Annotated in this window: 30 protein-coding genes; 17 read left to right on the forward strand and 13 right to left on the reverse strand. The window is 67.5% G+C overall.

What is annotated here, in order from left to right; all coding sequences use genetic code 11:
- Positions 1–17: 17 nt before the first annotated feature.
- Both AVJ23_RS18645 and AVJ23_RS18650 read right to left on the reverse strand, forming a co-directional pair.
- A complete protein-coding gene (locus AVJ23_RS18645) occupies positions 18–1,172 on the reverse strand; it encodes a polysaccharide biosynthesis/export family protein (protein WP_058863736.1) in 1,155 nt (384 codons plus the stop codon).
- A 94-nt stretch (positions 1,173–1,266) separates the two neighbouring features.
- Entirely contained in the window at positions 1,267–2,559 is a 1,293-nt protein-coding gene (locus tag AVJ23_RS18650; RefSeq protein ID WP_058863737.1) for a capsule polysaccharide biogenesis protein, read from the reverse strand.
- Positions 2,560–2,653: 94 nt separating this feature from the next.
- Here AVJ23_RS18650 and AVJ23_RS18655 point away from each other — a divergent pair, with 94 nt between their 5' ends.
- Positions 2,654–3,241, forward strand: a complete 588-nt coding sequence (locus tag AVJ23_RS18655; protein WP_058863738.1) for a riboflavin synthase — start codon at positions 2,654–2,656, stop codon at positions 3,239–3,241.
- On the opposite strand, the gene AVJ23_RS18660 is transcribed toward AVJ23_RS18655, so the two are convergent.
- The 4 genes from AVJ23_RS18660 to AVJ23_RS18675 form a co-directional block, all read right to left on the reverse strand.
- Positions 3,225–4,388: an MFS transporter gene (locus AVJ23_RS18660; protein ID WP_058863769.1), complete on the reverse strand. Its 1,164-nt coding sequence runs from the start codon at positions 4,386–4,388 to the stop codon at positions 3,225–3,227. The two genes, AVJ23_RS18655 and AVJ23_RS18660, sit on opposite strands and share 17 nt — an antisense overlap.
- Before the next feature lie 162 nt (positions 4,389–4,550).
- Positions 4,551–5,609, reverse strand: a complete 1,059-nt coding sequence (locus tag AVJ23_RS18665) for a YeeE/YedE family protein (RefSeq protein ID WP_058863739.1) — start codon at positions 5,607–5,609, stop codon at positions 4,551–4,553.
- A gap of 79 nt (positions 5,610–5,688) precedes the next feature.
- Complete coding sequence (locus AVJ23_RS18670; RefSeq protein WP_058863740.1) at positions 5,689–6,027, reverse strand: ArsR/SmtB family transcription factor; 339 nt, start codon at positions 6,025–6,027, stop codon at positions 5,689–5,691.
- A 13-nt stretch (positions 6,028–6,040) separates the two neighbouring features.
- Positions 6,041–6,415, reverse strand: coding sequence for a thioredoxin fold domain-containing protein (locus tag AVJ23_RS18675; RefSeq protein WP_058863741.1), 375 nt, complete (start codon positions 6,413–6,415; stop codon positions 6,041–6,043).
- Positions 6,416–6,501: 86 nt separating this feature from the next.
- On the opposite strand from AVJ23_RS18675, the gene AVJ23_RS18680 reads away from it, so the two are divergent.
- The 11 genes from AVJ23_RS18680 to AVJ23_RS18730 all read left to right on the forward strand — a co-directional run bounded on the left by AVJ23_RS18680 (position 6,502) and on the right by AVJ23_RS18730 (position 16,886).
- Positions 6,502–7,239, forward strand: coding sequence for a cytochrome c biogenesis CcdA family protein (locus tag AVJ23_RS18680; RefSeq protein WP_058863742.1), 738 nt, complete (start codon positions 6,502–6,504; stop codon positions 7,237–7,239).
- Positions 7,240–7,256: 17 nt separating this feature from the next.
- Complete coding sequence (locus AVJ23_RS18685; RefSeq protein ID WP_058863743.1) at positions 7,257–7,844, forward strand: thioredoxin family protein; 588 nt, start codon at positions 7,257–7,259, stop codon at positions 7,842–7,844.
- A 131-nt stretch (positions 7,845–7,975) separates the two neighbouring features.
- Entirely contained in the window at positions 7,976–8,452 is a 477-nt protein-coding gene (gene soxX, locus AVJ23_RS18690) for a sulfur oxidation c-type cytochrome SoxX (RefSeq protein WP_058863744.1), read from the forward strand.
- Between the two features lie 23 nt (positions 8,453–8,475).
- The gene (gene soxY / locus AVJ23_RS18695) at positions 8,476–8,910 is read left to right on the forward strand and encodes a thiosulfate oxidation carrier protein SoxY (RefSeq protein WP_058863745.1); all 435 of its coding nucleotides are present in this window, start codon (positions 8,476–8,478) and stop codon (positions 8,908–8,910) included.
- A gap of 18 nt (positions 8,911–8,928) precedes the next feature.
- The gene (soxZ, locus tag AVJ23_RS18700) at positions 8,929–9,255 is read left to right on the forward strand and encodes a thiosulfate oxidation carrier complex protein SoxZ (protein ID WP_058863746.1); all 327 of its coding nucleotides are present in this window, start codon (positions 8,929–8,931) and stop codon (positions 9,253–9,255) included.
- Positions 9,256–9,314: 59 nt separating this feature from the next.
- Positions 9,315–10,166 carry a sulfur oxidation c-type cytochrome SoxA gene (gene soxA, locus AVJ23_RS18705; RefSeq protein WP_099045535.1) on the forward strand — a complete coding sequence of 284 codons (852 nt, stop codon included), beginning with the start codon at positions 9,315–9,317 and terminating at the stop codon, positions 10,164–10,166.
- Between the two features lie 99 nt (positions 10,167–10,265).
- Entirely contained in the window at positions 10,266–11,963 is a 1,698-nt protein-coding gene (gene soxB, locus AVJ23_RS18710; protein ID WP_058863748.1) for a thiosulfohydrolase SoxB, read from the forward strand.
- A gap of 28 nt (positions 11,964–11,991) precedes the next feature.
- Positions 11,992–13,269, forward strand: a complete 1,278-nt coding sequence (soxC, locus tag AVJ23_RS18715) for a sulfite dehydrogenase (RefSeq protein ID WP_058863749.1) — start codon at positions 11,992–11,994, stop codon at positions 13,267–13,269.
- On the forward strand, positions 13,253–14,551 hold the full coding sequence (locus tag AVJ23_RS18720; RefSeq protein WP_058863750.1) for a c-type cytochrome: 1,299 nt from the start codon (positions 13,253–13,255) through the stop codon (positions 14,549–14,551). Before soxC ends, AVJ23_RS18720 begins: the two co-directional genes overlap by 17 nt.
- Positions 14,552–14,555: 4 nt before the next feature.
- Positions 14,556–15,269 carry a c-type cytochrome gene (locus tag AVJ23_RS18725; RefSeq protein ID WP_205626884.1) on the forward strand — a complete coding sequence of 238 codons (714 nt, stop codon included), beginning with the start codon at positions 14,556–14,558 and terminating at the stop codon, positions 15,267–15,269.
- 348 nt (positions 15,270–15,617) lie between these two features.
- A complete protein-coding gene (locus AVJ23_RS18730) occupies positions 15,618–16,886 on the forward strand; it encodes an NAD(P)/FAD-dependent oxidoreductase (protein ID WP_058863751.1) in 1,269 nt (422 codons plus the stop codon).
- Positions 16,887–16,934: 48 nt separating this feature from the next.
- On the opposite strand, the gene AVJ23_RS18735 is transcribed toward AVJ23_RS18730, so the two are convergent.
- Positions 16,935–18,143, reverse strand: a complete 1,209-nt coding sequence (locus AVJ23_RS18735; protein ID WP_058863752.1) for an FAD-binding domain-containing protein — start codon at positions 18,141–18,143, stop codon at positions 16,935–16,937.
- Positions 18,144–18,294: 151 nt separating this feature from the next.
- Between AVJ23_RS18735 and AVJ23_RS18740 the strand changes: the two genes are divergently transcribed.
- Positions 18,295–18,924: an ATP-dependent Clp protease proteolytic subunit gene (locus AVJ23_RS18740; RefSeq protein ID WP_058863753.1), complete on the forward strand. Its 630-nt coding sequence runs from the start codon at positions 18,295–18,297 to the stop codon at positions 18,922–18,924.
- 158 nt (positions 18,925–19,082) lie between these two features.
- Positions 19,083–20,348, forward strand: coding sequence for an ATP-dependent Clp protease ATP-binding subunit ClpX (gene clpX, locus AVJ23_RS18745; protein WP_058863754.1), 1,266 nt, complete (start codon positions 19,083–19,085; stop codon positions 20,346–20,348).
- An 18-nt stretch (positions 20,349–20,366) separates the two neighbouring features.
- Here the strand turns inward: clpX and AVJ23_RS18750 are convergent, their stop codons facing one another.
- Positions 20,367–21,470 (reverse strand): glycosyltransferase 61 family protein, encoded by a 1,104-nt coding sequence (locus tag AVJ23_RS18750; protein ID WP_058863755.1) that lies wholly within the window; start codon positions 21,468–21,470, stop codon positions 20,367–20,369.
- A gap of 198 nt (positions 21,471–21,668) precedes the next feature.
- Between AVJ23_RS18750 and AVJ23_RS18755 the strand changes: the two genes are divergently transcribed.
- From AVJ23_RS18755 to AVJ23_RS18765, 3 genes are read left to right on the forward strand one after another with little or no spacing between them, the layout of a single operon-like run.
- Positions 21,669–22,052, forward strand: a complete 384-nt coding sequence (locus AVJ23_RS18755; protein WP_058863756.1) for an NADH:ubiquinone oxidoreductase subunit NDUFA12 — start codon at positions 21,669–21,671, stop codon at positions 22,050–22,052.
- Positions 22,049–22,498: an outer membrane lipid asymmetry maintenance protein MlaD gene (mlaD, locus tag AVJ23_RS18760; RefSeq protein ID WP_058863757.1), complete on the forward strand. Its 450-nt coding sequence runs from the start codon at positions 22,049–22,051 to the stop codon at positions 22,496–22,498. The genes AVJ23_RS18755 and mlaD overlap by 4 nt, the downstream gene beginning before the upstream one ends.
- A complete protein-coding gene (locus AVJ23_RS18765) occupies positions 22,495–22,860 on the forward strand; it encodes a DUF2155 domain-containing protein (protein ID WP_058863758.1) in 366 nt (121 codons plus the stop codon). The genes mlaD and AVJ23_RS18765 overlap by 4 nt, the downstream gene beginning before the upstream one ends.
- Here AVJ23_RS18765 and aat read toward each other — a convergent pair.
- The 5 genes from aat to AVJ23_RS18790 all read right to left on the reverse strand — a co-directional run bounded on the left by aat (position 22,824) and on the right by AVJ23_RS18790 (position 26,278).
- Positions 22,824–23,462, reverse strand: a complete 639-nt coding sequence (gene aat / locus AVJ23_RS18770; protein WP_058863759.1) for a leucyl/phenylalanyl-tRNA--protein transferase — start codon at positions 23,460–23,462, stop codon at positions 22,824–22,826. The genes AVJ23_RS18765 and aat overlap by 37 nt on opposite strands.
- 116 nt (positions 23,463–23,578) lie before the next feature.
- Complete coding sequence (locus tag AVJ23_RS18775; RefSeq protein ID WP_058863760.1) at positions 23,579–23,764, reverse strand: hypothetical protein; 186 nt, start codon at positions 23,762–23,764, stop codon at positions 23,579–23,581.
- Positions 23,765–23,883: 119 nt separating this feature from the next.
- On the reverse strand, positions 23,884–25,236 hold the full coding sequence (gene accC, locus AVJ23_RS18780) for an acetyl-CoA carboxylase biotin carboxylase subunit (RefSeq protein WP_058863761.1): 1,353 nt from the start codon (positions 25,234–25,236) through the stop codon (positions 23,884–23,886).
- Between the two features lie 10 nt (positions 25,237–25,246).
- Positions 25,247–25,738 carry an acetyl-CoA carboxylase biotin carboxyl carrier protein gene (accB, locus tag AVJ23_RS18785; protein WP_058863762.1) on the reverse strand — a complete coding sequence of 164 codons (492 nt, stop codon included), beginning with the start codon at positions 25,736–25,738 and terminating at the stop codon, positions 25,247–25,249.
- A 111-nt stretch (positions 25,739–25,849) separates the two neighbouring features.
- Positions 25,850–26,278: a hypothetical protein gene (locus AVJ23_RS18790; protein ID WP_157772709.1), complete on the reverse strand. Its 429-nt coding sequence runs from the start codon at positions 26,276–26,278 to the stop codon at positions 25,850–25,852.
- Positions 26,279–26,626: the final 348 nt, after the last annotated feature.

Below are 26,626 nucleotides of genomic sequence, written 5' to 3' on the forward strand. Positions count from 1 at the left end.
GGGATCGGCGTGCAAGATCAGCCGCCCGTCCCGCCACCGACCGAGTCGGCGATCGAGGTCAGCGTGCTGACGGTGCCGAGCGATCCGGTGAGCGCCGCGATCGTCTTGTCCCACTGGGTGAAGGGCGCCTCGGTCACGTAGAGCGTGTCCTGATCGCGGATCACGAAGTCGCGCGCCATGAACATGCCGTTCGGCTCGGTCAGGTCGAGCACGTAAACCATGCGCTGCGCGCCGATCAGGTCGTCGCGGCCCAGCACCTGGTTGGCGATGTCGGCCGGCTCGTTGCGGAACACGAAGACGCCGGTCGGGTCGGCCGTGGCCGAAAGCAGCCCGCCCACCGTGGCGATGGCCTCGACCGCCGAGATCGACTGCGATTCGAAGGGCACGCGCGCCTGCGTGCCGGTGGCCCCGAGCGCGGTGAAGCTGCGGGTGTCCTCTTCGACGAGGATGCGGTCGCCGCCGCGCAGCGCGATGTCGAATTGCGGCTGCTTGTAGAGGTCCTGGAACCAGATCGTCTCGGCATGATCGCCGCGCAGCACCTTGATCTGGGCGATCTCGGGCTCGATCGTGATGCCGCCGGCGCGGGCCAGCATCGAGGACAGCGTCCGCGTCGGCCGCTCGATCGCGTAGACGCCCTGGCCGCCCACGGCGCCGACAAGGCTGACGGTCGAGCCATCGCCTGCGATGCGGCGCACCTGCACCTGCGGGTCGGGGGTCTGGTCTTCCAGCTTGGTGGTGATGATGCGGCGGATCGCTTCGGGCGTGTTGCCGGCGGCGCGGATGCGGCCGGCGTAAGGCACGAAGATGAAGCCCGCCCCGTCGACCTGCACCTCTTCGAGGATGGTGGAATTCGTCGCTTCGGCCGCGAGCAGCCCGTCATCGACGTTTTCCCAGATCGTCAGGCCCAGCGTGTCGCCGGGGCGGATCGTGTCCGATCCCAGCACGCCGGCATTGCGGAAGCCTTCGGAAAAGCCGAGCGCGGGCACCACGGCGGTGGCGCGGGTGACGCGGTCATTGACGGAGACGATGAAGCTGTCGCCCTCGCGCTGGACGGAGCCGGCAAAGATTTCTCGTTTGTTGGGGCCAACGCGCGGCAGGCCGCAAGATGCCAGAATCGACACCGCGGCCAGCAAGGCGACGGAACGCGCCCACCGGGAGGGGGAGTGTTTCACTGCTCGGTCTCCTCGACCTGTATTGTCTGCCTCAAGTTTTTCTTTCAACGTACCGTGAGGTCGAGAAAAATGCCAGCGCCGCGTTCCGCGCCCCTCAGTGCACGACGCGCAACTGTTGCCTTGGCGCCGCGGTGCCGTGCTTGAGCGCATCATAGGGATCGTCCGGCGACAGCATCATGTCGACCACCTGGCGCAGCAGCTGGCGCCGCCCGCGGGCCGAGTAGAAGCCGCCGGGCAGCTGCGAGGTCTCCAGCAGGTAGCGGCGGTAATCCTTGTAGGCGCGGTTGTCCGGCCGGGCCGGCATGGCGAAGAATTCCGCCAGCGGCTGCGAGGAGACGAATTCCGGCTTCGCATAGACGGCGTCGCCGAACACCTTGAGCGGGATGCCCCGCCACAGCACCTGCTGTGCCGCGGTGGAATTCACCGTGACGGCCGTGCGCGCATCGTTGAGCAGCTGCGCCAGCTTGCCGCCGCGCACGTAATGCACCCGGTCGGCCACGCCGTGGCGCCGCGCCGCGTCGCGGATCGCACGATGCAGCCCGCCGCGGCCATCCTCCAGCGGATGCGCCTTGAAGACAAGGTGATGGTGACCGGGCGCACCCTGGGCAAAGCCCTCGATCACGAGGTCCACGAATTCCGACTGGCGCCGGAAGGGCGAATGGCGCTGGAAGCTGGAATCATGCTCCAGCTGCATCAGCGCGAGGTGATAGGGAAAGCCGCCCAGACGGATGCGCTGGGTCGCGACCACCCGGTCGAGATAGCTGACCGGCATCAACAGCAGCCGGCGCAGGTAGAGCAGGAATTCCTGGAACACGGTCATCGACCGGTGCGGCTGGAACTGGCGATAGTCGCCGTTCCGGAACATGACGAACCAGTGATAGAGCGCGCCGTAGAAGATGTGCTGGCGCATGTCGCCCCAATGCCCCGGGGGCAGGGGGGCCTCCATGTCGGACAGCTCCAGCGCCTTCTGCATCTGCCGCACGCTCATCCGCATCAGCCGCGAATGCCCGTTCGATCCGCCGCGCTCATAGGTGACCCAGTAGGGCCGCATGTAGCCTTCCTCGAAGACATGGATGCGCAACCCGCGCTTGCGGGCCTCTTCGACCGCCTCGGCATGGACGGGGCGCACGTCGCCATAGAGCACGATGTCGGTGACCTGTTTCTCGGTCACGATCTCGGCGAAGCGCGCGCGCCAGTTCTCTTGCGTGCCGCGATAGGGGATGTAGCTGCGCGGGTGGAACCAGAAGGCGCGGTCGCCGGCATTGAAGCCCACCCGCCAGACCGCCGCCCCCGTCTTGCGCAGCATGCGCCCGAGACGGTGGAAGAAAGGTCCGTGGGGGCCCTGCAGGAACAGGAACACCCTTTGCTGGCCGGTTGCGCTTGTCATGGTGCCGTTCTATGTGCGTGATCTGACACTGCATTAGCCTCCGATCCCGGCAAAATTAAGACTGGATCGGGGAGATCGTTCAGGGAGCGCGAACATGTTTACCGGCATCGTGACGGATATGGGAGAGGTTCGTGCGCTGGAGGATCGCGGCGACCTGCGTGCCCGGATCGGCACCGGCTATGACACGGGCCGCATCGACATGGGCGCCTCGATCGCCTGCGACGGGGTCTGCCTGACCGTGGTGGGGCTGGGCCCCGACTGGTTCGAGGTCGATATCAGCGCCGAGACCGTCTCCAAGACCAATGTCTCGGCCTGGGTCGAGGGGTGCCGCATCAACTTGGAACGCGCGCTGAAGGTGGGCGACGAGCTGGGCGGCCATATCGTGTCCGGCCATGTCGACGGCGTGGCCGAGATCGTCGAGATGCGCGACGAGGGCGACAGCACCCGCGTCACCTTTCGCGCGCCCGAGGCGTTGGCCCGGTTCATCGCGCCCAAGGGCTCTGTCGCGCTGAACGGCACCTCGCTGACGGTGAACGAGGTGTCGGGCTGCGATTTCGGCGTGAACTTCATCCCCCACACCAAGGAGGTCACGACCTGGGGGGATGTGAAGACGGGCGATTTCGTCAATCTCGAGATCGACACGCTGGCCCGCTACGTCGCGCGCCTCAACGAGATGTCCTGAGCCGCAGCGCCGCAAGGCCGAGGTGCAGCGCAGCGCCCGCCGCGTAGCAGGCCGCGAGGGAGACCAGCCCCAGCGACGACCCGCCAAGTGACAGGCCCGCCAGCAGCAGCGGCGTGCCGGCAAGATTGCCGAGATTGCCCATCTGCGCCACGGCGCCATTGGCCAGCGCGCGATCCCGGGCGCTGTCGTTGAGCTGCGGGATGGCAGCGAAACTGCCCGCCTGCACCAGCGCCAGCGTCCCGAACAGGCCCAGCCACGGGGCCGCGCTGCCGGGAAAGAGCGCGATCAGCGGGATCCAGAGCGTGGCCAGCACGAAGCCCGCCGTCACCACGCGCACGGCCGGCACGCGGCGCAGCAACGCGGCCACGAGGCTCAGCGACAGCACGATGCCGATCAGCGGCAGGGCGGTGGCCAGCCAAGGCGCGTCGGGCACCAGCCGGGGCAGCAGCGTCAGCACCGACACGAAGGTCAGCGTGTAGCACAGCCATCCCAGCGCCGGCGCGGCCATGAAAGGCGAGCGATAGACCTGCCAGTGCCGCGCCAGCACCAGCCGCAGGCCGAAGGGCTCGGACGGGGGCGCGATGCGCCGCCGCGGCAGGGCCAGCGCCACGGCCAGTGCGAGCGCGGCCATCGCGGCGGCATGCAGCACGATCACCGCCTGCGGTCCGCGCGCCTCGGCCAGCGGCAACCCGGCCCAGGCAAAGAGCGCGAAGCCCGTCCCGAAGAAGGTCGACCACAAGGCCATGGCAACGGGCCGCTGCCGGTCATCGGTCAGCTGCGCGATCAGCGTCGGCGCGGCCACCACGATGGCAAGATGCGAGGCGCCCTCGGCCACGCGCGACAGCATCAGGAGCGGCAGCGGCGGCAGCAGCGTCTGGTAGGCCGACAGGCCGGCCCCCAGCGCCAGCCCGGCGACCAGCACGGTGCGAAAGCCCAGACGGGTCACGATCATCCCCGCCACCAGCCCCAGCGCCACGCCGAGGAAGCTGATCAGCGAGATGGCAAGGCCCAGCCCGGGCCCGGCGCCGGGATAGGCGGCGACGAGCAGCTCGAACCCCGTGGCCAGCTTGGCAAATTGTCCCGCGGCGCCCAGCCCGGCCGCAAAGAGCAGCAGGACCCAGCCCCAGGTCTTGAATTGGTCCGGCATGTCCATGTCCCGATCGCGCCGCGCGACCCTGACCCCGGCGCGCGCCAAGCGCAAGCCCGGTCACGTGCGGCACCCCGGGGTCGGGTCGTCCGCCTTTGGGCGGGGGAGGCCCGTTCACCCGACAAAGATGTCGGTCTGTCAGCCGGACGACAACGGACCGCGCTACTCGGCCGGCTGGAAACCCATGATCAGCTGGCGCAGGCCCAGGGCCGCGCCGGCAAAGATCGCCGCGAAGGTGATGGGCGCCGAGATCGCCAGCACCGAGAAGGCCGACAGGCCCTGACCGATGGAGCACCCCAGCGCGATCACCGCGCCGCCGCCCATCAGCGCCGCGCCGAAGATCTGGCGGCGCAGCTCGCGCGGGTCCTCGCAGGCCTCCCAGCGGAAATGCCCCTTGATGAGCGAGCCGAGGAAGGCGCCGCACCAGACCCCGGCGATGGAGCCCACGGCGAAGGAGAGCGGCCGCGCCGAGCCGGTCATGAACCACAGGATGGTCTCGCCCATGGGCGCGGCAAAGCTGTGCGACACGACGGGCAGCGCCTCGAAGCTCTGCGCGGCGATCCACGATGTGCCGGCCCAGCCCAGGATCACCGCAAGCCCCACGGCCAGCGCCCAGCCCACCTGCTGCGGCTTGGCCAGGAGGGGTTTCGAGGCGAGAGAGCCGCCGAGGATCAGCAGGCCGATCACGATGCCGATGGCGTTGACCGGCAGGCCGGTCATGGCGCCCAGCTGGTGGGCGATGCCGGGCGGCGTCTCGGTCGTGACATCGACCTGCAGGAAGAAGAAGTTGCGGATCGGCGCCAGCGGCCCGGCCAGCACGACGAAGGTGGACACGCCCATGACCAGCACGATGACGAAGCTGCGCAGATCGCCGCCGCCCAGCCGCGCGATGGCGCCGTAGCCGCAATTGCCCGACAGCGCCATGCCATAGCCGAAGATCAGCCCGCCCAGCACCGAGGCCACGGGCATCCAGCGGATCGACAGGTAATAGGTCTGCCCGCCATCCAGAAACCCCGCCGCCATCAGGCCGAAACTGCCGAGGATGGCAAAACCGATGGCCACGCCCCACATGCGCAGGCGCAGGCCCGATCCGCCATAGAGCGCATCCTCGATCGCGCCGAGCGTGCAGAACCGGCCCAGCCGCGCGGCCAGGCCCAGCAGCACGCCGCTGGCCAGACCGACGGCGGCCATCAGGTGATGGTCGCTGAGATATTCGAACATGTCTGGGCCCTCCTCCCGGCCCGGACGGACCTCCGTCGGGTCGGAAGTATGCGGCCGGTTGCGCGGTCCCGCAAGGGACTCAGTCGTCGTCCTTGCAGAACAGCTCGTAGACGCATTCCAGCATCTTGCGCGGCCGGTCATCGGCGAGCCGGTAATAGATCGCCTTGCCCTCGCGACGGGGCACCACCAGCCCTTCCAGCCGGAGCCGAGACAATTGCTGGCTGACGGCGGCCTGCCGGGCCGAGAGCAGCTCTTCGAGCTCGGTCACCGTCTTCTCGCCGCTGACCAGATGGCACAGGATCATCAGCCGGCCTTCATGGCTTATCGCCTTGAGAAAAGCCGACGCGGTCGTCGCCTTGTCGACGATGCGGTCGAGCTCTTCTTCGGACATGTCGTCGCGGAGTACGGGAAGGGCCATTTTGCGCGTCCGTTCAGTTCTCGGGGACTTCTGTCGTGAAATCGGTGTGTCTTTGCAAGAGCAGCGTATAGACCGGCCAGAAGAAATCCTCGCCGGGATAGCCTTCGATCCGCGCGATCTCGGCGCCGTCCTCGGTCAGGATGAAGGTCGGCGTGAAATTGACGCGACGGGCGTAATCGATGCCCTCGGGCGGGCCCATGTGCAGGTCGGCGCGCACCAGCGGGGCAAAGCGCCCCTCGTCGGTATTGGGATAGGCGGGCGCGATCTGGTCGTTCCACGCGGCGCAATAGGCACAGCCGGGCTGCTCGACCATGACAAGACGCATCTCGCCCGCCGACACCGATGTGCCGGCCAGCAGGCAAAGCGCGAAACTGGCAGCGCGGATCATGGCGGCCCCCGTACGACAGCGATTGACGATCGACTGACGGACAACGTAATCTGAATATGTGAATTGATCAAGGAAAGCGCCTTCACGTGCTCGATATTTCTTTTGCAGGTGCAGCAATTGCCGGTTTGCTGAGCTTTTTCACGCCCTGCATCCTGCCCATGGTGCCGTTCTACCTGTGCTACATGGCCGGGATCTCGATGGCCGAGCTGCGCGACGATGCGGGCATCCCGCCGGGCGTGCAGCGCAAGCTGATCATCTCGGCGCTGTTCTTCGCGGCCGGGGTGACCACGATCTTCGTGCTGCTGGGGCTGGGCGCGACCGCGGTGGGGCAGGCCTTTGCCGAGTGGCGCCAGCCGCTGTCCTACGTGGCCGCCGCGGTGCTGGCGGTGTTCGGGCTGCATTTCCTCGGGGTGATCCGGATCGGCTTTCTCTACCGCGAGGCGCGTATCGAGAGCACGGCCGAGCCCAGCTCGATCCTGGGCGCCTACCTGATGGGGCTGGCCTTCGGTTTTGGCTGGACGCCCTGCGTGGGCCCGGCGCTGGCATCGATCCTGATGATCGCCAGCGGCATGGGCGACATGCTGCGCGGCGGGCTTCTGCTGCTGGTCTACGGGGTGGGGATGACCGCGCCCTTCGTGCTGGCGGCGCTGTTCTCGGGGCCGTTCCTGCGCTGGACCGCCCGGCACCGGGCCAAGCTGCAATACGTGGAAAAGGCGATGGGGGCGATGCTGATCGTCTTCGCGCTGCTGATCGCGACGAACACGGTGAATTACATCGCTCAGTGGATGATCGAGACCTTTCCGGCTTGGACCGCGCTGAGCTGACAGAGGAGGGGAAGACCATGCGAATCCTGATGGCCGCGGCACTGGCCGCCGTGACGGCCCTGCCAAGCCTGCCGGTCCGGGCGTCCGAGATGGGCGATGACGGGCTCTACAAGGCGCCGTGGATGCGCGACACGTTCAAGGACCTGCGTGAGGATCTGGCCGAGGCCAATGCCGAGGGCAAGCGGCTGGTCCTGTTCGTCGAACAGCGCGGCTGCATCTACTGCCACAAGATGCACGAGGAGGTGTTCTCGCTGCCGGATGTCTCGGAGTATATCGGCGAGAACTACTTCGTGGTGCAGATCAACCTGCATGGTGATACCGAGGTGATCGATTTCGACGGCGAGTCGCTGTCCGAAAAGGCGGCCACGCAGAAATGGCGCGTGCTGTTCACGCCCAACATCATCTTCCTGCCCGAAGAGGTGCCCGAGAATCAGTCCGCCATCGAGGCGGCGGTGGCCGTGATGCCGGGCGCGTTTGCCAAGGGCACCACGCTCGACATGTTCACCTGGGTCGCCGAGAAGCGGTACACTCTTGATAACGGTGAGGATTTCCAGCGCTACCACGCCCGCCGCATCCGCGAGCGCAACGATGGCACCTTCGACTGAGCTGCGGCGAAAGGGTTCATCAATTCACATGAATGAATTTGTTGTTGCGTGAAGCGCCCCCGGTAGCCTACGGTATGCAAAGCCGAGAGAGGTAGGGCCCGGCAGCGGGTCGGCAAGCCTAGGGAGGGAACATGAGGCTTACAGCAATCACTGCGGCGCTTTCGCTGACGGCGGGGGCCGCCCTGGCCGAGGGCGTTGCGCCCGACGACGTGAGCTACAGCGATTACGGCGAGGTCACCGTCTCGCTCAGCGGCCAGCCGGGCGACGCCACGCGCGGCCGCGAGATCTTTGCCAACAAGTCGCAGGGCAACTGCGTGTCCTGCCATGCCGTGACCGAGCTGGCCGACGTGCCGTTCCACGGCGAGGTCGGCCCGATCCTGGACGGCGTGGGCAGCTATCGCACCGCCGAGGAACTGCGCGGCATCGTGGCCAATGCCAAGATGACCTTCGAGGGCACGGTGATGCCGGCCTTCTACAAGACCAGCGGCTTCATCCGCCCCGGTGACGGCTATACCGGCAAGGCCGCCCCGGACGACCTCGCGCCGATCCTGTCGGCGCAGGAAATCGAGGACGTGGTCGCCTTCCTGATGACCCTTCAGGACAGCTGACCTTCGGAACAAGGAGATAGGACATGGACTTCACGAGACGTGAAACCCTCGCGCTGGGCGCAGGTGCCGCGGCGATGACGCTGCTGCCGGCCCACGCCTTTGCCCAGGCCGCCGCCGATGCCGAGATGGTGGGCACCCCCGACGAGTTTCTCGCCGGTGCCTCCGCCTCGGAAGGCGGGCTGGACCTGACCGCCCCGGAAATCGCCGAGAACGGCAACACGGTTCCGATCTCGGTCGACGCCCCCGGCGCGGTCGAGGTGCGGGTCTACGCGCTGGGCAACCCGACCCCGGGCGTGGCCACCTTCCGCTTCGGCCCGCTGTCGGGCGCGCAGTTCGCCTCGACCCGGATCCGTCTGGCCGGCACGCAGGACGTGCAGGCGATCGCGAAGATGGCCGATGGCAGCTACGTCACCGCGATGAAGACCGTGAAAGTCACCATCGGCGGCTGCGGCGGCTGATCTAGAGGAGATTGAGAAATGGCATCTGGTGTCAAACCCCGCGTCAAGGTCCCCAAGAGCGCATCCGCCGGTGACGTCATCACCATCAAGACGCTGATCTCGCACCCGATGGAATCGGGCCAGCGCAAGGACAGCTCGGGCAACACGATCCAGCGCTCGATCATCTGGCGCTTCACCTGCGACTTCAACGACCAGAACGTGATCGACGTGGTTCTGGCGCCCGCGATCTCGACCAACCCGTATTTCGAGTTCGAGGCCCAGGTCCCCGAGTCCGGCGAGTTCAAGTTCACCTGGTACGACGACGACGGCGACGTCTACGACACGTCCAAGAAGATTTCCGTCTGAGGACGGCGATCCCTGTCCCGCCACGCCGCGGGGCAGGGGGCCATTAGGGAGGGACACACATGAGACACATGGCTTTGACGGCCATCGCGGCCGTGCTGGCCGGCACGGCGGCCTTCGCGGGCGGCGCCGATGACGACACGCTTATCCTCAACGACGAGATCGAGATGGTCACCAAGACCGCCGCGCCGGACCACCTGTCCGACGCGATGGACGAGATCATCTCGGGCTGGCACTTCCGTTCGGACGAGACGCAGCAGCTGCAGACCGACGATTTCGAGAACCAGGGCATGATCTTCGCCGATTACGGCGCCGAGGCCTGGGACACGGTCGAGGGCAGCGAGGACAAGTCCTGCGCGTCCTGCCACGGCGATGCCGCCGAGAGCATGGTCGGCGTGGCCGCCACCTATCCCAAGTGGAATGACGGCGCCGAGGAGGTCCGCACCCTGCAGATGCAGGTGAACGACTGCCGCACCACCCGGATGGGCGCCGAGCCGTGGAAATACGACAGCGGCGACGCGATCAACATGGAGGCCTTCGTGACCTCGCATTCGCGCGGCATGCCGGTCAACGTGGCGATCGACGGCCCGGCCGAGGCGACATGGCTGGACGGCAAGGACATCTACTACACCCGTTACGGACAGCTGGAGCTGGCCTGTGCCTCCTGCCACGAGCAGAACTACGGCAACTACATCCGGGCCGACCATCTCAGCCAGGGCCAGATCAACGGTTTCCCGACCTACCGTCTGAAGAATGCCAAGCTGAACGGCGTGCATTCCCGCTTTAAGGGCTGCATCCGGGACACCCGCGCGCATACCTTCAGCCCCGGCTCGCCCGAATTCGTGGCGCTGGAGCTGTACGTGAAGTCCCGCGGCAACGGCCTGTCGGTCGAAGGCCCCTCCGTCCGCAACTGACGAAGGACCCCGTGCCGGCGGATCGGCGCGGGGTTTTTCACGGCTTACCTATTCACACATGCGCATGTGTTACGCGACCGAGAAGGAAAGACCCTCCCCATGATCTCAAGACGCGATTTCCTGCAGGTGTCCATGGCGGCCTCGGCGCTCGTCGGGGCGTCGGGCTTCGGCAAATGGGCGCGGCTGGCCGCGCAGCAGAGCCTGACGCAGGACCAGCTTCTCCAGTTCGACACGTTCGGCAATGTCAGCCTGATCCATGTCACCGACATCCATGCGCAGCTCAAGCCGATCTATTTCCGCGAGCCGTCGGTGAATATCGGCGTCGGCCCGAACCGCGGAGAGGTGCCGCATGTCACCGGCGCCGATTTCCGCAAGCTTTACGGAATTGACGACGGTGCGCCCTCGCATTACGCGCTCTCCTCCGGCGATTTCTCGTCCCTGGCCAAGGCCTATGGCCGCGTGGGCGGGATGGATCGGGTGGCGACCGTCGTCAATGCCATCCGGGCCGACCGGCCCGATGCGCTGCTGCTGGATGGCGGCGATACCTGGCACGGCTCGATGACCTGCTACAAGACCGCAGGTCAGGACATGGTCAACGTGATGAACGCGCTGAAGCCCGACGCGATGACCTTCCACTGGGAGTTCACGCTGGGCAGCGACCGGGTGGCCGAGCTGGTCGAGGGGCTGCCCTACGCGGCGCTTGGCCAGAACATCTTCGACGCCGAGTGGGACGAGCCGGCCGAGCTGTTCAAACCCTACCAGTTCTTCGAGCGCGGCGGCGTCAAGATCGCCGTGATCGGTCAGGCCTTCCCCTACATGCCCATCGCCAACCCGCGCTGGATGTTCCCCGAATACAGTTTCGGCATCCGCGACGAGAACATGCAGGCCATGGTGGACGAGGTCCGCGCGCAGGGCGCCGAGCTGGTGGTCTGCCTCAGCCATAACGGCTTTGACGTGGACAAGAAGATGGCCAGCCGCGTGACGGGCATCGACGTGATCCTGACCGGCCACACCCATGACGCGCTGCCCGAGCCGGTGCTGATCGGCGACACGATCCTGATCGCCAGCGGCTCCAACGGCAAGTTCGTGTCCCGCGTCGATCTGGACGTGCGCAACGGCCAGATGCTGGGCTTCCGGCACAAGCTGATCCCGATCTTCTCGGACGTGATCGCGCCGGATCCCGAGATGGCCGCGCTGATCGACGAACAGCGCGCGCCTTTCGCCGAGGAACTGGCCGAAGTGATCGGGCAGACCGACACGCTGCTTTACCGGCGCGGCAATTTCAACGGCTCGTGGGACGACCTGATCTGCGATGCGCTGATCTCGGAGCGCGAGGCCGATATCGCCATGTCGCCGGGCGTGCGCTGGGGCCCCTCGCTGATCCCGGGCGACCCGATCACGCGCGAGGATATCTGGAACGTCACCTCGATGACCTATGGCGAGGCCTACCGCTCCGAGATGACCGGCGAGTTCATCAAGGTCATCCTCGAGGACGTGGCCGACAACATCTTCAACCCCGATCCCTATTACCAGCAGGGCGGCGACATGGTGCGCATCGGGGGCATGGGCTACCGGATCGACCTGCGCGCGCCGGCCGGCGAACGGATCAGCGACATGACCCTGCTCAGGACCGGCGAGCCCATCGACCCGGCGCGCAACTACGTGGTCGCCGGCTGGGCCAGCGTGAACGAGGGCACCGAGGGCCCGCAGATCTGGGACGTGGTCGAGAACCACATCGCCCGGCTGGGCACCGTGTCGCTCGACCCCAACAATTCCGTCGAGGTGGTGGGCGCCTGACGCCCCGCCTGTCCAAGGGAGAACGTAGATGAGCACAGAGACCAAGGGTCCCTCGCGTCGCCAGTTCCTGACCAGCGCCGCCGCGCTGGGCGCCGGAACCGTCGCCGCCACCGCCACGCAGGCCGCCGGCCCCGACCCGCTGATCACCGAGTTGCAGGACTGGGCCACGGGGCTTGGCGCCGGGGTGGACGAGGTGCCCTATGGCCTGCCGATCCGCTTCGAGGATGACGTGGTACGGCGCAACGTGGAATGGCTGACCGCCGACACGATCAGCTCGATCAACTTCACGCCGATTCACGCGCTGGACGGCACGATCACGCCGCAGGGCTGCGCCTTCGAGCGTCACCATTCGGGCGCGATCGAGTTGGCCAAGTCGGATTACCGGCTGATGATCAACGGTCTGGTCGACCGGCCGCTGGTCTTTTCCTACGAGGATCTCGAACGCTTCCCGCGCGAGCAGCATGTCTATTTCTGCGAATGCGCCGCCAACACCGGCATGGAATGGGCCGGTGCCCAGCTGAACGGCGCGCAGTTCACCCATGGCATGATCCACAACATGGAATATACCGGCGTGCCGCTGCGCACCCTGCTAGCCGAGGCCGGGCTGGATGCGGCGGGCGATTTCGCCGACAAGTGGGTCTATGTCGAAGGCGCCGACGCCTCGTCCAACGGCCGGTCGATCCCGATGGAAAAGGCCATGGATGACGTTCTGGTGGCCTTCAAGGCCAATGGCGAGGCGCTGCGCAAGGAGCATGGCTATCCCGTCCGCCTCGTGGTGCCGGGCTGGGAAGGCAACATGTGGGTCAAGTGGCTGCGCCGCATCGAGGTCATGGACGGCCCCGTGGAAAGCCGCGAGGAGACCTCGAAATACACCGACACGCTGGCCGACGGCACCTCGCGCAAGTGGACCTGGGTGATGGATGCGAAATCCGTCATCACCTCGCCCAGCCCGCAGGCGCCGATCGCCCACGGCCACGGCCCGCTGGTCATCACCGGCATGGCGTGGTCCGGCCATGGCAAGATCACCCGCGTCGATGTCTCGAAGGATGGCGGCATCACCTGGGAGACCGCGCGCCTGGCCGCGCCGGGCACCGACAAGGCGCTGACCCGCTTCTACCTCGACACGACATGGACCGGCGAGGAGATGCTGCTGCAGAGCCGCGCCATGGACGAGACCGGCTATGTCCAGCCGACCAAGGCGCAGCTGCGCGAGGTGCGCGGGCTGAACTCGATCTACCACAACAACTGCATCCAGACCTGGCACGTGAAAGCCAACGGGGAGGCCGAAAATGTCGAAGTCTCTTAACCTCTATGTCGGCCTCGTGGCGGGCATCGGCGTCACGCTGGTCGCGGCCTACAATTTCGCCGACCGCAATGTCGCTGGCTTCCCGCGGAACGCACCGACGCTGGGCGCGCTGCCCGCGCCCATCCCCGAGCCCGAGGCGCCGGTGCAGCAGGCCCAGGCCCCTGCAGCCGAGGCGCCGGAAGATGGTAGCGAGACGGCCGCGGCTGACGCCCCCGAGGGCGGTCTGATCGCCGCGGCCCATGCCGATCAGGAGGCCACAGGCCTGCGCTTCGGGCTTGGCCGGGCAGCGTTGCCCGAGGAGATCGCCGCATGGGACGTGGACGTGCGCCCCGATGGCAGCGGCCTGCCCGAGGGCACGGGCAATGCCTGGGATGGCGAGGCGCTTTTCGAGGACAATTGCGCCTCCTGCCACGGCTCCTTCGCCGAGGGCGTGGGCAACTGGCCCAAGCTGGCCGGTGGCGACGGCACGCTGGCCGACGAGGATCCGCTGAAGACGGTGGGCTCCTACTGGCCTTATACCTCGACCGTCTGGGACTACGTGCACCGCTCGATGCCTTTCGGGGGCGCGCAGACCCTTTCGGATGACGATGTCTATGCCATCGTGGCGTATATCCTCTACTCGAACGACATCATCGATGACGAGTTCGAGGTCTCGCACGAGACGCTGCCCACGATCGAGCTGCCCAACGCGGACGGGTTCATCATCGATGACCGCGCCGAGACCGAGTACAGCCAGTGGCGCGCCGAGCCCTGCATGGAGAACTGCAAGGACGGCGTCGAGATCACCATGCGCGCCACGGTGCTGGACGTGACCCCCGACGAGGCGGTCGAGGAGAGCGCCGAGATGGACAGCGGCACCGTCGTGGCCACCGCCGCGCCGGCCGAAGACGCCGCACCGGTCGAGACCGCCGAGGCCGCCGCCCCGACCGAAGAGGCCGCCGCGCCGGTGGAAGAGGCCGCCGCGCTGGATCCCGAGCTGGTCAAGGCCGGCGAGCGTGTCTTCAACAAGTGCAAGGCCTGCCACCAGGTCGGCGACGGGGCCAAGAACCGCACCGGCCCGCATCTGAACGACGTGATGGGCCGCGAGATCGGCGGCATCGACGATTTCCGCTACTCGCGCACGATGGAGGGCATGGACGGGGTCTGGACCGAGGAGACGCTCGCCGCCTTCCTCGAGAACCCGCGCGGCTACGTGAAGGGCACCAAGATGGCCTTTGCCGGACTGCGCAAGGCCGAGGAGATCGCCGCCGTGACCGAATTCCTCAAGTCGCACGCGCAGTGACCCGATGCGGCGGATCCTGATCCCCCTGCTGGTCGCGCTGGCCCCGTTCGCGGGGCCGGCCCTCGCCGAGGACGCGGCGCTGCCGATCGGCGATCCCGAACGGGGCGCGCAGGTCTACCGCAAGTGCACCGGTTGCCACCAGATCGGGCCGGGCGCCGAGAACCGCGCCGGCCCGCATCTCAACGACATCTTCGGCCGCCGCGCCGGCAGCGTCGAGGGGTTCGACTATTCCCGCGCCATGGAACGGGCGCATGGCGACGGGCTTGTCTGGGAATACGCGCAGCTCGACGCCTATATCGAGAACCCGCGCGCGCTGGTCTCGGGCACGCGCATGTCCTTCCGCGGCATCCGCGATCCGCGCGACCGCCACGACGTGCTGGCCTTCCTGCGCAGCTACAGTGCCAGCCCGCAGGACATTCCCGAATCCGCGCCCACCGCGATGCCGCGCGAGGTCGAGCTGCCGCCCGAGATCCTTCAGATCGTGGGGGATGCGGAATACGGCGCCTATCTCGCCTCGGAGTGCCTGACCTGCCACAAGGCCGACGGGGGCGATGCGGGCATCCCCTCGATCACGCGCTGGCATCCCGAGGATTTCGTGGTGGCCATGCATGCCTACAAGCGCAAGCTGCGGCCCCACCCGGTGATGCAGATGATGGCCGGGCGGCTCTCGGACGAGGAGATCGCCGCGCTGGCCGCCTATTTCGCGACGCTCGAATAGGAGAGGGGTCGGGTATTCCGCAATTGTTCCGGCCAGGATCGACAGGCAGAATGACGGCACAGAGTGCGCTCTGTCCGCCCGCGACGGATTTTGCGCGGCGCGACGTTCATTTCCTACACCCGATTGCCGGAGCCCGTGACCATGCCCTTTGCCCTTCGGATCCTGATCCTTGCAACCTGCCTGACCGGGGCGGCCGCGCTGGGGCTCTTGCCGCACTGAGCGTCCCACCCGTCCCGATCCGACCACAGCTGAACGCCCCGCAGGCCCGGCCCGCGGGGCGTTTTGCCGTGCAATTGCCAGTGCGCGCCCGCAAGGCGCGACATGTGTCCAAAAAGGAGGAGTAGGGACATGACACTCAACAGACGCCTGTTTCTGGGCAGCGGGGCGGCCGTTGCGGCCAGTCTTGCCGCGCCCGCGGTGCATGCGGCGGGCCACGGCCTGCCGCGCGTGGTCGTGGTGGGCGGCGGCGCGGGCGGTGCGACGGCCGCGCGCTACATCGCCAAGGACGCCGCCGGCGAGATCGACGTGACCCTGATCGAGCCGACGCGGACCTATTACACCTGCTTCTTCTCGAACCTCTACCTTGGCGGGTTCCGGACACTGGACAGCATCGCGCATGACTATGCCACGCTGGCCAGCGCATACGGCATCAATGTCGTGCATGACTGGGCCACCGGCGTGGACCGCGATGCCAAGACCGTGGCGCTGGCCGGCGGCGGGTCGGTGCCCTATGACCGGCTGATCCTGTCGCCCGGCATCGATTTCGTCGACGGCGCGGTGCCGGGATGGGATCTTTCCGCGCAGGACGTGATGCCCCATGCCTACAAGGCCGGCACGCAGACCGCGCTGCTCAAGGCGCAGATCGAGGCGATGCCCGAGGGCGGCACATTCGTCATGGTGGCCCCGCCCAACCCGTTTCGCTGCCCGCCCGGCCCCTACGAGCGGGTCTCGATGGTGGCCCATGTGCTGAAGGCACGGAACCCGACGGCCAAGATCCTGATCGCCGATCCCAAGGAGAGTTTCTCGAAACAGGGGCTGTTCGAGGAGGGCTGGCAGAAGCACTATCCCGGCATGATCACCCGGATCGGCCCGGATTTCGGCGGCGGCAATGTCACCGTGAACCCCGCGACGATGGAGGTCGATATCGACGGCGAGCTGGTCAAGGCCGATGTCTGCAACGTCATCCCGGCCCAGAAGGCCGGCCATGTCTGCGCCGCCGCCGGGCTGACCGAGGGCAACTGGGCGCCGGTCTCGGGCCACACGATGCAGTCGCGGCTGGACGAGAACGTGCATGTGCTGGGCGATGCCACCGACCAGGGCGACATGCCGAAATCCGGTTTCTCGGCCAATTCGCAGGCCAAGGTGGCGGCGATGGCGGTGCGCGGTGCCCTGACCGGCAGCCGGGTCTTCCCGGCCAAGTTCTCGAACACCTGCTGGTCGTTGATCGACACCGATGACGGGGTGAAGGTCGGTGCCTCCTACGCGGCGACGGACGAGAAGATCGCCAAGACCGACGGGTTCGTCAGCCAGACCGGCGAGGATGCCGCGCTGCGCAAGGCGACCTACGAGGAAAGCATCGGCTGGTACGAGGGGATCACCTCGGACATGTTCGGCTGAGGCGGTCAGGGTGGGCAGTACGCCCACCCTGACGGGCAAAGGGCACGGTCAGGCCGCCGCGATGCCCTTCATGTCCCCGATCAGGCGCGGGATCTTCTCCTTGAACTTGAAGAAGCCGGCCGTGGCATGCGGCCACGCGGCGGCGTCGTAGGGGCGCAGCACGCGCACCACCGGAATCCCCTCGATCCGGTCGATCACCTCGCGCACCGGGCCCACGGGCGCCCAGGCGCAGACGATCTGTTCGGCCCCCAGCGCGCGCGCCCAGTCGGCGATGGCCTGCGCGTCGTCCAGCCGCGTGACCGGCCCCAGCCGGTCGGCGCAGCGCGTCACGCACTCCTCGGCCAGCGCCTTGCGGAACTTTGTCACCTGCGGCGCCACCTGCAGGGGCGAGGCCGCGTCCGAGGCGTGCAGCACCGCCGTGCCCAGGGGCGACAGACCGCGTTCGAACAGCCAGCCGGGCGAGAGGTCGTCCTCGTGCAGCAGGAAGGCAGTGGGCCGGGACGCATCGAACACGTCGCCCGCGGGCGCCGGCAGCCGTTCGGGATGGGCGGGCGCGTCGGGGGCGGGGGCATCTGCCGCCAGCTCACCCTCCGAAGGGCGAAAGCGCCCCTCGGTATAGCGCGCGATGTTCGACGGCCGTGCCAGGTAGGTCTTGCCGCGGGTTTGGTAGCCGGCCACCCAGCGCCAGCCCAGCGTGTTCGAGGCCGGGTCGCCATCCAGCAGGTGGCGCAGAAAGAAATCGGCCCCCAGCTCCCAGGGCAGGCGCAGCGTGAAGACCCAGATCGAGGCGAACCACATGCGGGCGTGATTGTGCAGGTAGCCCGTCTCGGCCAGCTCCTGCGCCCAGGCATCGAAACAGTCGATCCCGGTCTGCCCGGCACAGGCCTCTTCCCAGGCATGGCGCAGCCCCGACTGGGTCTGCACGTCGTCGAGCGCCCGCCGCAGTCCGGCCTGGTAGGCGATCCAGACCGAGGGCCGCATCTCGAGCCAGCCCTTCCAGTAGGTGCGCCAGAACACTTCCTGCACGAATTTCTCGGCGCTCGACAGCGCGAAGCGGCCCAGCACGGCCTGCAGCACCTCCGGCTCGGTCAGGGCACGATGCCGCAGGTAGGGCGACAGGGTCGAGACATGCACGTGCCGCCCCGGCCCGAGGTCGTAATTGCGTTTGCCGGCATAGTCGCGCCCGGCATGGGGGACGAACTCGGTCAGCCGCTGCAGGGCGGCGCTGCGGGTCGGGGGGAAGGCGCTGTCGATCATGGCGCAAGGGTAGGGGGCGGTCGCGGCGCTTCAAGCGCGCCGGGCGGAGGGGCGATTTTCCCGCCGCCCCTTGCGACCCTCGCGGGCCGACACTAAGACTCTGGCAACGCCAAGACGCTAAGTATGCAACCGATCCAGAGCAGGCAGGCCGATGCAAGATCCATTCGATACCTACATGAACACGCTGGTCCCCATGGTGGTCGAACAGACCAGCCGGGGCGAGCGCGCCTATGACATCTTCTCGCGCCTGCTGAAGGAGCGGATCGTTTTCCTCAGCGGACCGGTGCATGACGGCATGTCCAGCCTCGTCGTGGCGCAGCTGCTCCATCTCGAGGCCGAGAATCCGTCCAAGGAAATCTCGATGTACATCAACAGCCCCGGCGGCGTGGTGACCAGCGGCCTGTCGATCTACGACACGATGCAGTACATCAAGCCCAAGGTCTCGACGCTGGTGATCGGGCAGGCGGCCTCGATGGGCTCTCTGCTGCTGACCGCGGGCGCCAAGGACATGCGCTTCTCGCTGCCCAACAGCCGCGTCATGGTGCACCAGCCCTCGGGCGGCTACCAGGGCCAGGCGACCGACATCATGATCCACGCCGAGGAGACGCTGAAGCTCAAGCGCCGCCTCAACGAGATCTACGTGAAACATACCGGCCAGGACTACGAGACGGTCGAGAACGCGCTCGAGCGGGACAAGTTCATGTCCCCCGAAGATGCCCGCGACTGGGGCCTGATCGACGAGATCGTGACCAATCGCAAGGCAGAAGACGAGGCGTCCTGACGCGGCACGCCCCGCCCGCCCGGGTGGGGCGAATTTTCGGATTGTCGCGCCGGAACCGCTGGCCTAAGCTGCCGGGATGAAGTCGGTGCGGGCCATGGGGCAGGGCGCGACCGGCCGGACGGATGACGATACCGGTGACAACCGGGAAAGGTGCGAACATGGCAACGACATCAGGCGGTGACAGCAAGAACACCCTCTACTGCAGCTTCTGCGGCAAGAGCCAGCACGAAGTGCGCAAGCTGATCGCGGGCCCCACGGTGTTCATCTGCGACGAATGCGTCGAGCTGTGCATGGACATCATCCGCGAAGAGACCAAGGGCGCCGGGCTCAAGAGCTCGGAGGGCGTGCCCACCCCGCGCGAGATCTGCGACGTGCTCGACGATTACGTGATCGGACAGGCCACGGCCAAGCGGGTGCTCTCGGTCGCGGTGCACAACCACTACAAGCGACTGAACCACGCGCAGAAATCCTCGGATATCGAGCTGGCAAAGTCCAACATCCTGCTGATCGGCCCCACGGGCTGCGGCAAGACGCTGCTGGCACAGACGCTGGCGCGCATCCTCGACGTGCCCTTCACCATGGCCGACGCGACCACGCTGACCGAGGCCGGCTACGTGGGCGAGGATGTGGAGAACATCATTCTCAAGCTGCTGCAGGCGTCGGAATACAACGTGGACCGGGCGCAGCGCGGCATCGTCTATATCGACGAGGTCGACAAGATCACCCGCAAGTCCGAGAACCCCTCGATCACCCGCGACGTGTCGGGCGAGGGCGTGCAGCAGGCGCTGCTCAAGTTGATGGAAGGCACGGTCGCCAGCGTGCCGCCGCAAGGCGGGCGCAAGCATCCCCAGCAGGAATTCCTGCAGGTGGACACGACCAACATCCTGTTCATCTGCGGCGGTGCCTTTGCCGGGCTGGACAAGATCATCTCGCAGCGGGGCAAGGGCTCGGCCATGGGCTTCGGCGCCGACGTGCGGGACAATGACGCGCGCAACGTGGGCGAGGTCTTCCGCGATCTCGAACCCGAGGACCTGCTGAAATTCGGCCTGATCCCGGAATTCGTCGGCCGCCTGCCGGTGGTCGCCACGCTCGAGGATCTGGACGAGGACGCGCTGGTCACCATCCTGACCCAGCCCAAGAACGCCTTGGTCAAGCAGTACCAGCGCCTGTTCGAGATGGAGGACACGCAGCTGTCCTTCACCGATGACGCGCTGTCGGCGATCGCCCAGAAGGCGATCGAGCGCAAGACCGGTGCGCGCGGCCTGCGCTCGATCCTCGAGGGGATCCTGCTCGACACCATGTTCGAACTGCCGGGCATGGACGAGGTGACCGAGGTCGTCGTCAACGAAGAGGCGATCAGCGCGGATGCCAAGCCGCTGATGATCTATGCCGACCAGAAGAAAGAGGGCACCTCGGCCGGCTGAGCCCGGCCGACCTGCCGATCAGATAGGGGCGAGCGGCGTGTCGCTCGCCTCTTTTCTTGCGCGTGCCAGCGCATCGGCGTTCGGAGCGGACCAGCCTGCCGGCTCTGCCACGAACCCGCCCGCCGCCAGCGCGGCTTGTGCGGCGGCAAAGTCCAGCTCGCTCATCCGCAGGCGCGCGGCACTTTCCCCTTCCGGCACCCATTCGCGGCGGATCGTGTTGACCAGCAGCGGCTCGATCCCGCCAAAACTGCGCACATGGCGCAGGATGAAGCCGGTCGCGGTCGAGACGCGCCGCGCCACCACGGCCAGCTGCTGCTTGGGGCGTGCCACCATCGCGAAGAGATGCAGGGCCGAGCCCTCGGTCCCGATCACCTGCCGCGCCGCCTTGTAGCGCGCGATCTGCGTGCGCAGGTCGTGATCCTGCGGGTGGAAGACCTCGTAGCCCTCGGCCTGCAACGCCCGATCCAACCAATCCTCGCAGAGCAGCTTGCCGCGCCCGCGGCCCAGGCGCGAGCGGCTGATGAACAGCCGCTCCGGCCCGTCGGGTGCGACCGACCGGGCAAAGCCGTGGCGGAAGAAGCGCCGGCAATGATCGGTGCCGTCCACGATCCGGCCCAGCCCGAAGCCCTGCCCGGGCACGTAGAGCGTCTCGGGCCGGACCGGCGCGGTGGCCAGAAAGACGCGCGAGACGCCGGCCAGCGCAAGGAAATCATTGTGGAAACCGGTTGGCGCCAGCTCGCTGCCGGGGTTCTTGGGCACGAAGAGCACACCGTCGACGCCCTCGGGCAGGCCGGGCAGGGCCCAGAGGCGGCCGGTGCTCTCGACAAGGAAATGGCCGAAATGGCGCCACAGCACCCCGCCCCAGAGCCAGCGCCCCGGCAGCGGCGCCACGGGCCCCTCGGGCGGCTCGGGCCGCACGGTCAGCGGGCGCGATTTGCGCCACAGCGCCGCCTGCGCGCAATAGCCGCCATTGGCGCGCAGCACCCCGGTGGGCTGGATGAAGCCGCGGGTCGCGGGCGGCACCACCACCGGGTTGTGCAACCGCTCGATCCGGCGCGACCAGCCCTGCTCGGGATGGGGCGGGAAACGCTGCGCCTCGCGCAGGGTGCTCTGGTTGGACATGGGCAGGTCTCGTCACGCTGTGGCCTGCGCCCCGGCATGCATCGCAAATGCGGCAACCGCTGGTCGCTTTCCGGGTGTTTCGAAGGTCCCGGCCGCCCGACATCAGGGCCGCCCGGACCAGCCGCTGCGGCATCGCGGGTGCTGGACCTCGCGGGCGGAATTGTCCATAACCGGGTCAAGTGACACGAGGAGTCGTCCATGGGCATTCTCAATACCCTTCTGCGCGCCGTGACCTGGTGGAACGGCGCCACGCTCAACACCCTGCTCTACACCAGGCGCAATGGCACCAAGGTGGGCGAGGACGAGCAGGGCAACGCCTTCTACAAGAATGCCGATGACAGCCGCCGCTGGGTCATCTTCAACGGCGAGGCCGAGGCGAGCCGCGTCAGCCCCGATTGGCATGGCTGGCTGCACCACACCTTCGACACGCCGCCCAGCGATACGCCGCTGGCCCACAAGCCGTGGGAGAAGCCGCACCAGGAGAACCTGACCGGCACCGCGCTGGCCTATGCGCCCGCCGGCTCGATCCGGCGCAAGACACCGGCCCCGCGCAGCGATTACGAGGCGTGGAGCCCCGAATGAGCCACACGCAGGCCGAGGTGGTCGTCGGCGGGATCGTCCTCGCCGGCGCTTTGGCGTTCGGCGTCTATGCCGTCCAGAGCACCGGGTTTTCCGTCAGCAGTTCCGGCTATGACCTGCGCGCCTCCTTCCGGTCGCTGGAAGGGGTGAGCGTGGGCACCGATGTGCGCCTCGCCGGGGTCAAGGTCGGCACCGTTTCGGCGATGGAGCTGAACGCCGAGACCTACCGCGCCGAGGCCACCGTCACCATCCAGGACGACATCCAGATCCCCGATGACAGCGCGATCATCGTCGCCTCCGAGGGGCTTCTGGGTGGCAATTTCGTCGAGATCTCGCCCGGCGGATCCTTCAGCTATTTCGCACCGGGCGAAGAGATCCTCGACACGCAGGGCTCGGTCAGCCTTGTCAGCCTGCTGTTGAAATTCGTCAGCGGCGGCGAGGCGGAATGATCCTGCGCGCGCTTGCCATGCTGGGCCTGCTGGCCACCGCGCAGGGCGCGGCGGCGCAGGAAGTGGTGAATTTCGGCACCGGCGCCGTGTTGCGCGGGCTCGACAAGCTGGACGCCAAGGTCGAGGATTTCACGCTGGAGACCGGCGGCGTGGCCGTGCTGGGCCTGATCGAGATCGCGCTTGGCGAATGCCGTTACCCGGTGGGCAACCCCTCGGGCAATGCCTATGCCTACCTGACCATCCGCGAGGCCGGCGTGGCCGAGCCGGTCTTCCGGGGCTGGATGATCGCGGCCTCGCCGGCGCTCAACCCGCTGGATCACCCGCGCTACGATGTCTGGGTGTTGCGCTGCACCACGTCCTGACCGCTGAGCGCCAGCGGCACGGCGCGCAGGTCGGCAGGATCGCCCTCCAACGCCTCTGACAGGCGCCTCTGATACTCTCGCCGCGGGATCTCGATGGCGCCCAGCGTGGCCAGGTGCGGGGTCAGGAACTGCGTGTCGAACAGCGTGAACCCGGCTCGGTTCAACAGGTCGACCATCCAGGCCAGCGCGAGCTTCGAGGCATCGGTGCGGCGTGAGAACATCGACTCGCCGCAGAAGGCGCGTCCGACCGTCACCCCGTAGACGCCGCCGGCCAGCTGGCCCTCCATCCAGACCTCCAGCGAATGCGCGTGGCCCGTGACATGCAGCTCGTCGAACAGCGCGCGGATCGTTTCGTTGATCCAGGTCTCGGGGCGGTCGGCACAGCCCTCCATCACGCCGGCGAAATCGGCATTGAGCGTCACGCGGTAATCCTGCCGGCGCAGCCGCCGGGCAAGGCTGCGCGAGATGTGGAACCCGTCCAGCGGCAGGATGCCGCGCCGCCGCGGATCGACCCAGAACAGGTCCGGATCGTCGCGCTGCTCGGCCATGGGAAAGATCCCGGACCGGTAGGCATGCAGAAGAAGCTCGGCAGTGACACTCATGACCGGGCGGTTATGGGCCGGGCGCGACCGCCGGGCAAGCCCCCCTGCGCGGGGGAGGGCACTAAGAAAAACGGCGGCCCGGGGGGCCGCCGCATGAACACGAACGTGTCCGAAGATCAATCGGTGCCAGATGCCGAAGCGATCGCGATCACGACGGCCATGCCGCCGATCACGGCCAGGGCCGGGATGCCGGCGCCTGCGGTGCTGACGAACGGGTCGTTCGTCGAGGGTGCTTCCTGGGCCAGGGCCGGGGTTGCAGCGAAGAGCGTGGCGGCAAGGGCCGCTGCGGTAATGCGCTTCATGTCAGTACCTCATAAACTGGGTTGGTCCAGTCTAAGCAGATGCCGCATTTTTCGCTGCACTGCAATGACCGATTTGACACCGCCCGCGCATCGGCGAGCCATCGCGCATGGGGCCCGCCTCACTCGACGAGCCCGCCACCCTCCAGCCATTGCTCGAGCCAGTGGATGTTGTACTCGCCCGTGTGGATGTCCTTTTCCTGCAGCAGAGCGCGGAACAGCGGCACGGTAGTGTCCACCCCGTCCACGATCAGCTCTCCCAGCGCGCGGTGCAGCCGGGCCAGCGCCTCGGGGCGGTCGCGGCCCTGCACGATCAGCTTGGCGATCAGGCTGTCGTAATAGGGCGGGATGCGATAGCCGTCATAGAGCGCCGAATCCATCCGCACGCCCAGCCCGCCGGGGGCGTGGTAATGCGTGATCGTGCCGGGCGAGGGCGAGAAACTCGGCAGCTTCTCGGCATTGATGCGCACCTCGATCGCGTGCCCGTTGATCTGCAGGTCGTCCTGCGCGAAGGACAGGGTTTCTCCGGCGGCGACGCGGATCTGCTCGCGCACGAGATCGACGCCGAAGATGCCCTCGGTCACCGGGTGCTCCACCTGCAGGCGGGTGTTCATCTCGATGAAGTAGAACTCGCCATTCTCGTACAGGAACTCGATCGTGCCGGCGCCGGAATAGCCCATCTTGGCCACGGCATTGGCGCAGATCTCGCCGATATGGGCGCGCTCGGCCTCCGTGATGGCGGGGCCGGGGGCCTCTTCCAGCACTTTCTGGTGGCGCCGCTGCAGCGAGCAGTCACGCTCGCCCAGGTGCACGGCATTGCCCTTGCCGTCGCCGAAGACCTGGATCTCGATATGGCGCGGCGTGGTGAGGTATTTCTCGATATAGACCTCGTCATTGCCGAAGGCCGCCTTGGCCTCGGACCGCGCGGTCTGGAAGGCAGTCTGCATTTCCTCGGCCGTGCGCGCGACCTTCATGCCGCGCCCGCCGCCGCCGGCGGTTGCCTTGACGATGACCGGGTAGCCGAATTCCTCGCCGATCTTCAACGCCGCGGCGACATCCGTCACGCCGCCCTCGGAGCCCGGCACGCAGGGCACGCCCAGCTCCTTCATCGTGTCCTTGGCGGTGATCTTGTCGCCCATCAGCCGGATATGCGCCGCTGACGGGCCGATGAAGGTCAGGTCGTGATCCTCGACGATCTGCACGAAGCGCGCATTTTCCGACAGGAAGCCATAGCCGGGATGGATCGCCTGCGCGCCGGTCACGTCGCAGGCCGAGATGATCGCCGCCATGTTGAGATAGCTGTCGGTCGAGGGGGCGGGGCCCACGCAGATCGTCTCGTCCGCCATGCGCACATGCATCGCGTCGGAATCGGCGGTGGAATGGATCGCGACCGAGCGGATGCCCATTTCGCGGCAGGCGCGGATGACGCGCAGCGCGATCTCGCCGCGATTGGCGATCAGGATCTTGTCGAACATCTCTGCCGCCTCACTCGAGGATCACGAGGGGGGCGCCATACTCGACCGGCGCGCCATCCTCGACGAGGATGCGCTTGACGGTGCCGGCGCGCGGGGCCGGGATGTGGTTCATGGTCTTCATCGCTTCGACGATCAGCAGCGTGTCGCCTTCCTTGACCTGCTGGCCGATCCTGACGAACGGGTCGGCGCCGGGCTCGCCCTGCATGTAGACGGTGCCCACCATGGGCGAGGTCACGGCGCCGGGATGCGCGGCCGGGTCCTCGGGCAGCGCGGCTGCGGGCGCGTCCTGGGCCGGGGCAGGGGCCGGTGCGGCCGCGACGGCCACGGGCGCGGCGGCCGGTGCAGCGGCGGCCGGGGGGGCGGCGCGGCTGACCCGGACGGTCAGGCTGTCATCCTCGTCATAGACGCGATCGACCTCCAGTTCGGTAAGGTCATTGTCCACCAGGACTTCCGCCAGGGCCTTGATGAAGGCCACATCCGAATCGTGACTGTTCTTGCTCATGCAATCCTCGCCTGTCGCAGTCCCGCCCGACGGGGCGGTGGCTGCCCGCTTATAGGCCAGCGTGTCGCAAGAGAAAAGTGACGCGCGGCGAGTTTGCGCCGCCGGTCCGGATTAAGGCAGCGCAGGGCGGGCCGGCTCGGGATCGGTCGCGGCGGGATCCTCGGGCGGTGCATCCGGCGCGATGGCCGTGGTGTCGGAATAGGGGGCTTCTTCCGGCTCGCTGCGCGGGTCGGGCGGGGCCGGTCGGTCGCCGTCCTGCTCGGGAGCGCGCGCATCGGCCTGCTCGGTCAGCAGCTGGGTGATCTTGATCTGCATGATCGAGGGCGGCGCCACGTGGGTTTCCGGATCAGGCTCGCCATTGGCGGCCGGCCAGAAGCGCGATGGCCGGCGGCTCGCGCTCTCGGCGGTTTCGGGATCGCGCGCGTGCGCGATCGGCGTCACGTGCAGATCGGGTGGCGGTGTCGGTCGCGCGCCCGGCAGGCCGTGGGGATGTCCCGCGGCCAGAGGCGCGCTCCAGGATGGTGAAGCTGCGAGTACCATGTGATGGCTCCGTCCAGCGTGCCCCCACCGGACAAGGTGAATTGACCCTTCAGAGTATGGCAGGCCGCGCGGGCGCCTTGAAGACAGTTTCGCATGCGTTGGTAAAGGGCGGGTAAACGGCTGAGGCGGCCCCGGTTCGAGGCCGCCCCTGTCTCGTGATCCGGTTCATCCCTTGGGCGTGCTCACCCCTTGTTCATTCTGTTTTCGATGAGGTCGTCGACGACGGATGGGTCGGCGAGGGTGGAGGTGTCGCCGAGGCTGCCATAGTCGTTCTCGGCGATCTTGCGCAGGATGCGGCGCATGATCTTGCCGGAGCGGGTCTTGGGCAGGCCGGGGGCCCACTGGATG

It is taken from the genome of Pseudoponticoccus marisrubri, from assembly GCF_001482405.1.
In the GTDB taxonomy this organism is placed as follows: Bacteria; Pseudomonadota; Alphaproteobacteria; order Rhodobacterales; family Rhodobacteraceae; genus Pseudoponticoccus; species Pseudoponticoccus marisrubri.

Excerpts from the sequence above, each read along its gene's own strand:
- AVJ23_RS18650 (WP_058863737.1), bottom strand. The coding sequence starts at position 2,559 with ATGACAAGCGCAACCGGCCAGCAAAGGGTGTTCCTGTTCCTGCAGGGC.
- AVJ23_RS18655 (WP_058863738.1), top strand. The coding sequence starts at position 2,654 with ATGTTTACCGGCATCGTGACGGATATGGGAGAGGTTCGTGCGCTGGAG.
- AVJ23_RS18660 (WP_058863769.1), bottom strand. The coding sequence starts at position 4,388 with ATGCCGGACCAATTCAAGACCTGGGGCTGGGTCCTGCTGCTCTTTGCG.
- AVJ23_RS18665 (WP_058863739.1), bottom strand. The coding sequence starts at position 5,609 with ATGTTCGAATATCTCAGCGACCATCACCTGATGGCCGCCGTCGGTCTG.
- AVJ23_RS18670 (WP_058863740.1), bottom strand. The coding sequence starts at position 6,027 with ATGGCCCTTCCCGTACTCCGCGACGACATGTCCGAAGAAGAGCTCGAC.
- AVJ23_RS18675 (WP_058863741.1), bottom strand. The coding sequence starts at position 6,415 with ATGATCCGCGCTGCCAGTTTCGCGCTTTGCCTGCTGGCCGGCACATCG.
- AVJ23_RS18685 (WP_058863743.1), top strand. The coding sequence starts at position 7,257 with ATGCGAATCCTGATGGCCGCGGCACTGGCCGCCGTGACGGCCCTGCCA.
- soxX (WP_058863744.1), top strand. The coding sequence starts at position 7,976 with ATGAGGCTTACAGCAATCACTGCGGCGCTTTCGCTGACGGCGGGGGCC.
- soxY (WP_058863745.1), top strand. The coding sequence starts at position 8,476 with ATGGACTTCACGAGACGTGAAACCCTCGCGCTGGGCGCAGGTGCCGCG.
- soxZ (WP_058863746.1), top strand. The coding sequence starts at position 8,929 with ATGGCATCTGGTGTCAAACCCCGCGTCAAGGTCCCCAAGAGCGCATCC.
- soxA (WP_099045535.1), top strand. The coding sequence starts at position 9,315 with ATGAGACACATGGCTTTGACGGCCATCGCGGCCGTGCTGGCCGGCACG.
- soxB (WP_058863748.1), top strand. The coding sequence starts at position 10,266 with ATGATCTCAAGACGCGATTTCCTGCAGGTGTCCATGGCGGCCTCGGCG.
- soxC (WP_058863749.1), top strand. The coding sequence starts at position 11,992 with ATGAGCACAGAGACCAAGGGTCCCTCGCGTCGCCAGTTCCTGACCAGC.
- AVJ23_RS18720 (WP_058863750.1), top strand. The coding sequence starts at position 13,253 with ATGTCGAAGTCTCTTAACCTCTATGTCGGCCTCGTGGCGGGCATCGGC.
- AVJ23_RS18725 (WP_205626884.1), top strand. The coding sequence starts at position 14,556 with ATGCGGCGGATCCTGATCCCCCTGCTGGTCGCGCTGGCCCCGTTCGCG.
- AVJ23_RS18730 (WP_058863751.1), top strand. The coding sequence starts at position 15,618 with ATGACACTCAACAGACGCCTGTTTCTGGGCAGCGGGGCGGCCGTTGCG.
- AVJ23_RS18735 (WP_058863752.1), bottom strand. The coding sequence starts at position 18,143 with ATGATCGACAGCGCCTTCCCCCCGACCCGCAGCGCCGCCCTGCAGCGG.
- AVJ23_RS18740 (WP_058863753.1), top strand. The coding sequence starts at position 18,295 with ATGCAAGATCCATTCGATACCTACATGAACACGCTGGTCCCCATGGTG.
- clpX (WP_058863754.1), top strand. The coding sequence starts at position 19,083 with ATGGCAACGACATCAGGCGGTGACAGCAAGAACACCCTCTACTGCAGC.
- AVJ23_RS18750 (WP_058863755.1), bottom strand. The coding sequence starts at position 21,470 with ATGTCCAACCAGAGCACCCTGCGCGAGGCGCAGCGTTTCCCGCCCCAT.
- AVJ23_RS18755 (WP_058863756.1), top strand. The coding sequence starts at position 21,669 with ATGGGCATTCTCAATACCCTTCTGCGCGCCGTGACCTGGTGGAACGGC.
- mlaD (WP_058863757.1), top strand. The coding sequence starts at position 22,049 with ATGAGCCACACGCAGGCCGAGGTGGTCGTCGGCGGGATCGTCCTCGCC.
- AVJ23_RS18765 (WP_058863758.1), top strand. The coding sequence starts at position 22,495 with ATGATCCTGCGCGCGCTTGCCATGCTGGGCCTGCTGGCCACCGCGCAG.
- aat (WP_058863759.1), bottom strand. The coding sequence starts at position 23,462 with ATGAGTGTCACTGCCGAGCTTCTTCTGCATGCCTACCGGTCCGGGATC.
- AVJ23_RS18775 (WP_058863760.1), bottom strand. The coding sequence starts at position 23,764 with ATGAAGCGCATTACCGCAGCGGCCCTTGCCGCCACGCTCTTCGCTGCA.
- accC (WP_058863761.1), bottom strand. The coding sequence starts at position 25,236 with ATGTTCGACAAGATCCTGATCGCCAATCGCGGCGAGATCGCGCTGCGC.
- accB (WP_058863762.1), bottom strand. The coding sequence starts at position 25,738 with ATGAGCAAGAACAGTCACGATTCGGATGTGGCCTTCATCAAGGCCCTG.
- AVJ23_RS18790 (WP_157772709.1), bottom strand. The coding sequence starts at position 26,278 with ATGGTACTCGCAGCTTCACCATCCTGGAGCGCGCCTCTGGCCGCGGGA.